Source organism: Candidatus Nitrotoga sp. BS, from assembly GCF_927797785.1.
GTDB lineage: Bacteria > Pseudomonadota > Gammaproteobacteria > Burkholderiales > Gallionellaceae > Nitrotoga.
Window position 1 is genome coordinate 1 of record NZ_CAKMLL010000093.1, and the last position, 8,798, is coordinate 8,798.

General features: G+C 45.3%; 5 protein-coding genes and 1 tRNA gene. 2 read left to right on the plus strand and 4 right to left on the minus strand.

The genetic code is table 11. The features are described 5' to 3' along the window. Positions 1-615: 615 nt before the first annotated feature. Positions 616-876, plus strand: a complete 261-nt coding sequence (locus MJ769_RS11595; protein WP_239237302.1) for a hypothetical protein — start codon at positions 616-618, stop codon at positions 874-876. Positions 877-1,356: 480 nt separating this feature from the next. On the opposite strand, the gene MJ769_RS11600 is transcribed toward MJ769_RS11595, so the two are convergent. Beyond that, a tRNA-Ser gene (locus MJ769_RS11600) sits at positions 1,357-1,444 on the minus strand. 222 nt (positions 1,445-1,666) lie between these two features. Between MJ769_RS11600 and MJ769_RS11605 the strand changes: the two genes are divergently transcribed. Next, a complete protein-coding gene (locus MJ769_RS11605; protein WP_239237303.1) occupies positions 1,667-2,350 on the plus strand; it encodes a Bax inhibitor-1/YccA family protein in 684 nt (227 codons plus the stop codon). A 486-nt stretch (positions 2,351-2,836) separates the two neighbouring features. On the opposite strand, the gene MJ769_RS11610 is transcribed toward MJ769_RS11605, so the two are convergent. The 3 genes from MJ769_RS11610 to MJ769_RS11620 all read right to left on the minus strand — a co-directional run bounded on the left by MJ769_RS11610 (position 2,837) and on the right by MJ769_RS11620 (position 8,610). Next, positions 2,837-5,911 (minus strand): efflux RND transporter permease subunit, encoded by a 3,075-nt coding sequence (locus MJ769_RS11610; RefSeq protein WP_239237304.1) that lies wholly within the window; start codon positions 5,909-5,911, stop codon positions 2,837-2,839. Positions 5,912-5,931: 20 nt separating this feature from the next. Continuing rightward, positions 5,932-7,074, minus strand: coding sequence for an efflux RND transporter periplasmic adaptor subunit (locus MJ769_RS11615; protein ID WP_239237305.1), 1,143 nt, complete (start codon positions 7,072-7,074; stop codon positions 5,932-5,934). A gap of 72 nt (positions 7,075-7,146) precedes the next feature. Then, complete coding sequence (locus MJ769_RS11620; RefSeq protein ID WP_239237306.1) at positions 7,147-8,610, minus strand: efflux transporter outer membrane subunit; 1,464 nt, start codon at positions 8,608-8,610, stop codon at positions 7,147-7,149. Positions 8,611-8,798 lie beyond the last annotated feature (188 nt).

Sequence of the window (8,798 nt, forward strand, 5' to 3'; positions counted from 1 at the left end):
AGTCAGACTCGCATATTATTACAACGGGTTCGACGCTTGACGGTGACAAAGTGACAACATAACGGAGTGCATTATTTCAGGTCTCCTATTGACAACGCTACCAATAAATTGATTACAAATAAAACAACAACTATTGAAGAATCCAAAATTTGCGCGAAACGCACACACCAGATAAATATAATTGAAACAGGAGTATTCAGCTCGAAGCCATTGTCTTATTCCGAGCTACAAAATATCTTTTGGAAATTTATAGAAATATATCCATATTTCAGTAGCCTAGTTTTTCTCCTTGGGAGCGCCATTAAATATAAGGCTTACAACCATGTAGACCTTATTTTTTCTGACGGGCTTAAGTGGGGGGATTAACAACCTAATCCAAATTTGAAGCGTTAGGTATAGACCGAATTTGCTTGGTACTCAATAGTAGTCTGTCATGATTATATTTTGGACTGTACTTACAGTGCCCATGAGCCTGCACCATTTGATCATTATCGGACCAGCTAGACCTCCTTTGTTTTGACGACGCCATAGCCCTGATTGGTGTTAGGTGTTTCTGACCCACAAGGCGGCAGACCGAGTAAAATTCAGTTACAACTCTCCAGCTAAAAATAAATTATGTTCTCGTTGCCCTCAATATTGAGTCTTCTAATTTCCATCATCGTGTTTTTCATTGCCGCTTGGTATGTTCGCCGCTTTTTGGATGAGCAAGGATTTAACAATGGCAAGAAACGCGACATCCTAGTGTTTTTATTTGCTTCCTTGTTTTCATGGGGTGCGGGAGAGGCGGTGGACTGGAGCCTAGAGAAAATAGAGGGGAAGAAGCTGACAACGACAAACTCAGTCGATCTGAGGATGATAAATCAGATACCAAAGTGATTAAGTGTCCCGTACCGTGTGATTCTTGCGCTTGCCACCATTCCCTTACGTCCTGTTTGTCGGCTGGAATTATCCAGCTTCCTGCTTTTAGGTCAAAATATGCCCACTTAGAAAAGCGTACTACACTGGTTCTCGTAGCCGTCAGCATTAACAGTCGAAAGGCAGATATAGCGATCGGTGAAACTTTATCAATATTTTGATAGGCGGTGACTTCGCGAAGGAATACGGGCAATTCTTCAGGATGGATGCAAGCAAAGTTTTCTACTTTTGGACGCTCCGCTAGAGCAATCCGAATTCCAGTCGGATTTAATTTTGCCCGTCCTGTTGCTTTGGTTATGGGGGGCACAAACGTATGTTTTGCCCCCAAGTAACGCAAGCTTGCATGAGATCAGCTGCTACACTATGGGCGTTTAAAAACCCCCCAGTGCTATACACAGTGCGGGTTTGCGAGATTGTTTAAGACTGGTTAATAACGAGTTTTGGCGGAAGCTGTGAGATTCGAACTCACGGAACATTGCTGTTCGGCAGTTTTCAAGACTGCTGGTTTAAACCACTCACCCAAGCTTCCAATTTTGAACATATTACTGAACACGGATTGTGTTACAGCATGATTAAAAAGATCGTGTTGAAGTTGCGCACATCTAAGGTGGCTACATCATACCCGAAATCACTTACTAATTTAAAGTCACTTTCGGCTATTACGCAATAAATTAACACAACCATTGCAACTTTTGTCCTGCTTCGGTACTCTGACAAATGTTGTTAACACACCCTCTGGAGGAAATTTATAATGCACTACCAATCCATTCCGCAACCAGGTACGTTAGCGCTGGAGCAAAATCAAGTCCTGCGCAATACCTACATTATGTTGGCACTCACCATGGTTCCTACCATCGTGGGCGCATTTATTGGACTATCCGCGAACTTCTCGTTCATGGCGCAGAGCCCCATCATGGCTCCGCTGCTGATGTTCGCCGTGATGATGGGTATGCTATTCGCTGTTTCTGCGTTGCGCAACAGTGTGTGGGGTATCGCAATGCTGCTTGGCTTCACTTTTGTTGCGGGTGTATTTTTAGGCCCTATTTTGCAACATGCACTTCATCTGCGAAATGGCGGCCAGCTTGTTGGTATGGCTGCTGGCGGAACCGGACTAATTTTCTTTAGCTTGGCGATCATAGCTACTGTCACGAAAAGAGATTTCAGCTTTATGGGGAAATTTCTGTTCATAGGCTTGGTTCTGCTGGTAATGGCTTCACTGGCCAATATCTTTTTTGCCATTCCTGCTTTATCACTGACCATCTCTGCTATCGCCGTGCTACTTTTTTCAGCTTTCATTCTGTATGACATCAGTCGGATCATAAATGGCGGTGAGACTAACTATGTCATGGCGACCATGTCGCTGTACTTGAGTATTTATAATATTTTCGTCAACCTGCTTAGCTTGCTGATGGCCTTTAGTGGTGAACGCGACTAAAGCCGGAAGAACTAAACTTGAAAAGGCGGCGCAAGCCGCCTTTTTTATTGGTTAGCCAAACATTGGCATGTTGCGCGCATCTTTGAGTGGCTCGTCATCATACCTTGTGCTATCGACATCGAATGCTGTTGGAATGAGATGGAGGGGAGTCAGCAGGTGTCATAAAAGCTGCTCGAAAAATTCGATTTCAGAGATGGCCCGTCGTCAAAACATCTGTTGTTTCGGGTGATGGGGTTTGAGTCTCCCATCTGTTTTAAATATCTAAGTCGGGTTAAATGTAGTCTCTATTATTTTGAATTTAAATATAATATTTTATTTCAAAGGTAGGGCAGAGCAGAGTGGGAAAGGCGTGATTTACGATATCAGTATTCGTTCTAGTGGCATGATTGGGAGCTATATTTGGGCGGAAGTTATTAATGAGTTAAATTGAAACAGTATTGACGTAAGCAAATGCGCAACTCGCACTAAAGTCTGATCAGCATAGCTTTAAGTTTTAACATTCGACTCTGTCCCTATTGCTTCATGACTACGTTCAGAAGCAAGTAGTATATACATACCAGGTACAACGAACAGGGTGAACAATGTGCCTATCGATAAACCGCTGGCGATCACTATGCCCATATTAGAGCGGCTCACTGCGCCTGCACCGCTGGCCATGATGAGTGGTAATACACCCAATACCGTGGCAGCAGTTGTCATTAGTATCGGGCGCAAACGCAAACCAGCAGCTTTCACAATAGCATCACGCTTTTTTAATCCCGTTTGTTGCAAATTATTAGCAAATTCCACAATTAAAATGCCATTTTTTGAGATAAGTGCAATGAGTGTTACCAAGCCAACCTCAGTGTAAATATTGAGCTTGGCGTGACCAATACCGAGATTGATAAAAATCAATGCTCCTGCAATAGACATGGGCACGGACACCAAAATAATAGCAGGGTCACGAAAACTCTCAAATTGAGCCGCAAGTGCCAGGAAAATAATTACAATAGCAAAGAAAAAAGTGAGTATCAGACCGCCAGATTCTTGTACAAACTGTCGTGAGGGTCCCGCGTAGTCATAGCTGTATCCAGCAGGCAAGGTTTCCTTCGCTAAAGTTTTAAGTCGTTCCAGCGCCTGACCTTGTGAAATAGTGGGAAAAGCCACTCCCTGTATGGTCGCCATATTTTGTTGCTGAAAGCGATTGATAGTTTCTGGTTCAGTAGTGGTTTCCAGATGAGCCACTGTGGAGAGAGGTACCATCTGTCCGCTTTCGGTGCGTAGATAATAATGCTTGAGTTGATCTGCATTAAGTCGGAAACGTTGTGCTACTTGCGGAATAACTTTATAAGACCGGCCCTCAAGTTCGAAATAGTTCACATACCCACCGCCCAGCATGGCAGACAGGGCCGAGCCTATGTCTTGCATATTTAGCCCCAGCTGTGACGCCATATTGCGATCAATTACTACTGTAGTTTGTGGCAAATCAATGCGCAAATCCGATTGCACAAAAATAAATTCGCCTGTTTTTTCAGCTTCTTGCAGGAATTTTTGGGATACATCATAAAGCTTGGAGAATGGTTCTGTGCTAGTAATCACAAATTGAATTGGCAAACCGCGCGCACCCGGTAGTGGGGGTGGCTGGAAAAGCGCATTTTGCGTGCCTGAGATTTTATTTAATTCACTTTGCACTTCGGGTTGTAGCTGAGTGGCGGTTTTAGTGCGCTCATCCCAAGGCTTGAGTACCATACCCGTGATAACCTGTGTCGGCATATTTAGCTGAAATATGTGATCTGTTTCCGGATGTGACCTGTAAACTTTCTGAGTCTGCTCACCAAATATTTCTCGTTGCTGTAGTGTTGCATCCGGCGCATTAAATGAGGCTGCAATCAGTACACCTTGATCTTCCTGTGGCGCAAGTTCAGACATCGAAGTACTGTAGAGAAAATAAATCCCCCCCATCACCACTAACGCGAATATGGCTATTACATTAACAAAGTTAAGTGTGCCGTTCAGGGTTTTTTCATAACGAACGTGTAAGCGCTCAAATCGTTTATCCAACCATACTACCAAACGATCTTGCCAATTACCGCCCTCACGCTTAGGCGAGCGCAGAAGACGCGAACACATCATCGGTGAAAGTGTCAGCGCAATCACAGCTGACATAATCACCGCACCCACAAGCGTAAAAGCAAATTCGGTAAACAACGCGCCAGTCAGGCCACTCATGAAGCCGATCGGCAAATATACAGCGATAAGCACGATGGTCATCGCAATAATAGGATTGGCCAACTCACGCGCCGCTTGGATAGATGAATCAAAGGGTGACAGCCCTTCTTCCAGATGACGACTTACGTTTTCTACTACGATGATAGCATCGTCAACCACTAGTCCGATGGCAAGGACCAGTGCCAGGAGCGTGAGCAGGTTTATGGAATAACCCAAGACCAGCATTACAGTGAAGGTTCCTACTAATGAAATGGGTATCGCAATTACCGGGATCAGCACCGAGCGTAGCGAGCCCAAGAAAATAAATACCACGACAGTGACAATGAGGACTGCTTCCACAAGCGTTTTAATTACCTCTTTAATTGACGAATTAACGAATTTGGTCGAGTCATAAACGATATTGCTATTCAAACCCTGCGGTAACTGTGCCTCGATTTCAGGCATGACTTTGCGTACACGAGCGATCACATCCAATAAATTTGCACCTGGGGCAACCTGAATACCCGCATATACGGCTTTGTTACCGTCAAACGATACACTGCTGTCATAGTCATCAGCGCCCAAAGTAACCGACGCTACGTCTGCCAAACGCACTATTGAACTGCCTTCTTGCTTGATGATCATCTGCTTGAACTCATCTACTGAACTTAGTGCCGTAGATGCGTTCAGATTGATCTGCACCATTTGCCCCTTGGATTGGCCACTGGATGAGAGAAAGTTGTTTGCGGCCAAAAGCGAGTACACATCGGCAGCGGTCAAACCAACAGCGGCGAGTTTTTGCGGGTCTAGCCATGCCCGCAGGGCGAAATTTTTTGCACCCAGTAATTCGGCCACTTGCACACCCTCAATCGCTTGTAGCTTGGGTTGTACGGAACGTACAAGATAGTCAGTGACTTGGTTAGGTTTGAGAACATCGCTGTAGAAACCGATGTACATCGCATCTATGGTTTGTCCGATACTGACGGAAAGTGTGGGTTTTTGCGCCTGCGGCGGCAATTGATTGAGAACTGCATTAACCTTGGTGTTGATTTCAGTGAGTGCCTCGTTTGGATCATAATTTAATCGAAGATTGGCACTAATAGTGCTTACTCCCTGAGTACTATTGGAGGTCATATAATCAATGCCATTAGCCTGAGCTACGGCATTTTCCAGAGGAGTAGTGATGAAGCTAGTTACCAGACTGGCGCTGGCGCCTGGATAAGAAGTGCTGATCGTAACGACAGCATTTTGAGTGTACGGATATTGCAGCACCGGCAATGAAGCAAGCGAGCGTAAGCCCAGAACCAGTATGACCAAGCTAATGACGGTTGCCAAAACTGGGCGTTCGACGAAAATGTCAGTAAACTTTCTCATCGCATCTCCAGCATTGTTGCTCATTCGTCTTTTACCTCAGGATTGGGATTATTAGACGGTTGCACACTATTATTTATAAATACCGGAGTACCATTACGTAGCTTAAGTTGGCCCGAGGTGACCACAACCTCATTCACGTTCAGACCGCTAAGCACCGCTACCTGATCGCCACGTGCAAGACCGGTAGTAACAAAACGCTGCTCGACCACTAGCTTAGGTTTGCCATCGGCCTGCTTCCCTTCATTTTTTACTATGAACACGGTACTACCGTAAGGGTTATAAGAAATAGCTGAATTCGGCAGGGTAATGAACTCTTTATCATCCCCTCTTTTTACTCGTGCCGTAGCGAATAGTCCGGGTAGCAACTCACCTTTCGGATTGGGAATGCTGGCACGTACTTTGAGATTACGCGTCGATATATCTACTTGGGATTCGATCGCAGAAATAGTGCCGGTGAAAACTTTGTTTGGAAACGCATTGGTTTGCACAGCAACACTCTCACCAACATGTACCAAGTCAATCTGAGCCTGTGGTACGGTAAAGTCCAGATACATAGGATCAAGTTTTTGCAGATTTACAAGGGCAGTGCCTGGCGCCAGATATTGACCAAGATCTACTTGGCGTATACCCAGCTGACCAGCAAAGGGAGCGCGGATACTTTTCTGTGCAATGATAGCTTTTTGCATCTCTACCTGAGCTAAAGCACTTTTCAAATTGGCTACATCAATGTCTACGGCAGCTTGGCTGATTGCCTGCACCTTGAGTTGAGCAAGGTCGCGTTCGTAATTTTGTTTGGCGAGCCGAACGGCAACCCTGAGTTGTTCGAGCTGCGCTTTAAGCGGTTCGGCATTCAGTTCTAATATCAGCTGACCAGTTTTCACCCTTTCCCCAGAATCAAAGTGAATGGCTGAAACTATACCGCTGACCTCAGCAGCCAAGCTGGTGCCATTAGAAGCACGCAGATTACCTACCGCTTCGACTGAAGGTTGCCAGATGGATGTTTGCGCCACGGTAGTAGATACACTTTGCGGAGGGTTAGCCTGTCCCTTGATGGCCTGCTGTATCATTTTGTTGCGAAATTGTTGAAAAGCATAAATTCCGCCAAACACTATTGCGGCTAACAACAGCATGATAGCCATGCGTTTGGTCGTACCTTTAGTCATGCAAATACTCCATGCTCAATTTTGGTTTAAAAGGTGTCACACGAATCCTTAGTGCTCGGTATTTTGCACTGCTCATTGAGAATGTTGTGATAGCAGCTCCGTCCCTTGTTTTGACGAGGCAACCCAGCCACCACCCATAGCTTGGTAAAGCGCTGCAGTATCCGTCAAACGCTGAACTTGTGCGGCAATTAGGTTAATCTGAGTTTGTTGAGCCTGTTGTTGTGCGGTAAGTAGCTGTAAATAACTCACGCTTCCTAATAAAAATTGCTGTTGGATAAGATTAAGCGACGCTTGCGCTGAAGCATTGGCAGCGGCTTGCGCTTGCAATATTTGCGCGTCATTGTCTAGTGTACGCAGAACGTCCGCAACATTGCGTAAAGCTTGCAGCACGGTTTCGCGATAGTTAGCTGTTGCAGCATTGAAACCCGCTTCTGCTGATTTAACCCCAGCTTTAAGACCAGCATTGAATAAAGGTTGCGCTACTTGACCTACCAAACTCCAAATAATTGATCCGCCTCCGAATAAACTGGATGCAGCAAGAGCCTGCGAGTTTAGATTAGAAGATAAATTAATTTGCGGATAGCCAGTGGACACAGCTACCCCATATTGTGCATTTGCCACACGCAACAAGGCCTCAGATGCCTGAATGTCAGGTCGCTGACGCACCAGTTCTGAAGGTATGACCAGAGGAAGGTCTGCCGGCAGATTAAAATCCGTTAAAGAAAATTTTGGTATTTCCGCCGCCCCAGGTAGCTGACCCACTAACACAGCAAGCAAGTTATTTGTTTTCTCAAGATTGTTACGCAGGAGCGGAATGCTAGCGCGGGTTTGCTCTACCTGGGTAAGTAAAGTAAATTCATCATTGCGGGTCACCGCTCCCAGTTTGAAGCGTTCCCTCGCAATGTTTAGCTGTTTTTTCTGCGCTGCCAAAATGGCCACAGTGGCATTAATCTGTGCGGCGAATTGCGCCTGCGACATTGCAGCAGTAGTGATATTGGCAGCAAGCGTAAGTCGCGCACCTTCAAACTGGTAAAGTTGATAATCAGCCTGCGCAGCAAACGATTCGAGAGCGCGACGATTGCCCCCGAAAAGATCAAGGTTATAACTGACCGTTACGCCAGCGTTATACAAATCGAATATTTTACTCCCGCCTGGTTGACCAAAAAGTGAAGAATTGAACTTTTGGCGCTGCGCACCAAGCTTGGCATTTACTTGGGGATAGAGCAAGGAACCACTTTGCGCAGCATAGGTTTGTTGTGCTTGAATCAGAGTAGCTTGCGCCGCATCTAAAGTTGGACTGGCGCTTAAAGCTTGGTCGATGAGAGCATTAAGTTTGGTCGAGCCAAAATTTTGCCACCAATTTATTGGTACAACTTTTCCGATCACGAAATGCTGCGCTCCGCCAAAGCTACCGGGTGCCGTTGCAGTTTGCATCGGTAATTTTTGTGTAGTGTAGTTTGTCACCGCAGGAGGGGCAGGTTGCTTAAAATCAGGCCCTACATTAGTACAACCAAACAGCGATAGCGTGCTTCCCAACAGCAACCCTGCGGTTAGCCGTGAAATAAACCTTATAAAGTCTGGACAGCACTTTATATATAAATTTTTATTTTTAAATTGCAAATTTGGGACAACTTTTGTTATCTAAATTTAATAATAGCAGATTTTGGAATTCTTGGATTCAAATTCGAAGTGCAACATTCAGTGTTGGCTTCGCCCATGTGCTG

Bases quoted from the DNA above. Each gene is read 5' to 3' on its own strand.
- MJ769_RS11595 (WP_239237302.1), top strand. From the start codon at position 616: ATGTTCTCGTTGCCCTCAATATTGAGTCTTCTAATTTCCATCATCGTG.
- MJ769_RS11605 (WP_239237303.1), top strand. From the start codon at position 1,667: ATGCACTACCAATCCATTCCGCAACCAGGTACGTTAGCGCTGGAGCAA.
- MJ769_RS11610 (WP_239237304.1), bottom strand. From the start codon at position 5,911: ATGAGAAAGTTTACTGACATTTTCGTCGAACGCCCAGTTTTGGCAACC.
- MJ769_RS11615 (WP_239237305.1), bottom strand. From the start codon at position 7,074: ATGACTAAAGGTACGACCAAACGCATGGCTATCATGCTGTTGTTAGCC.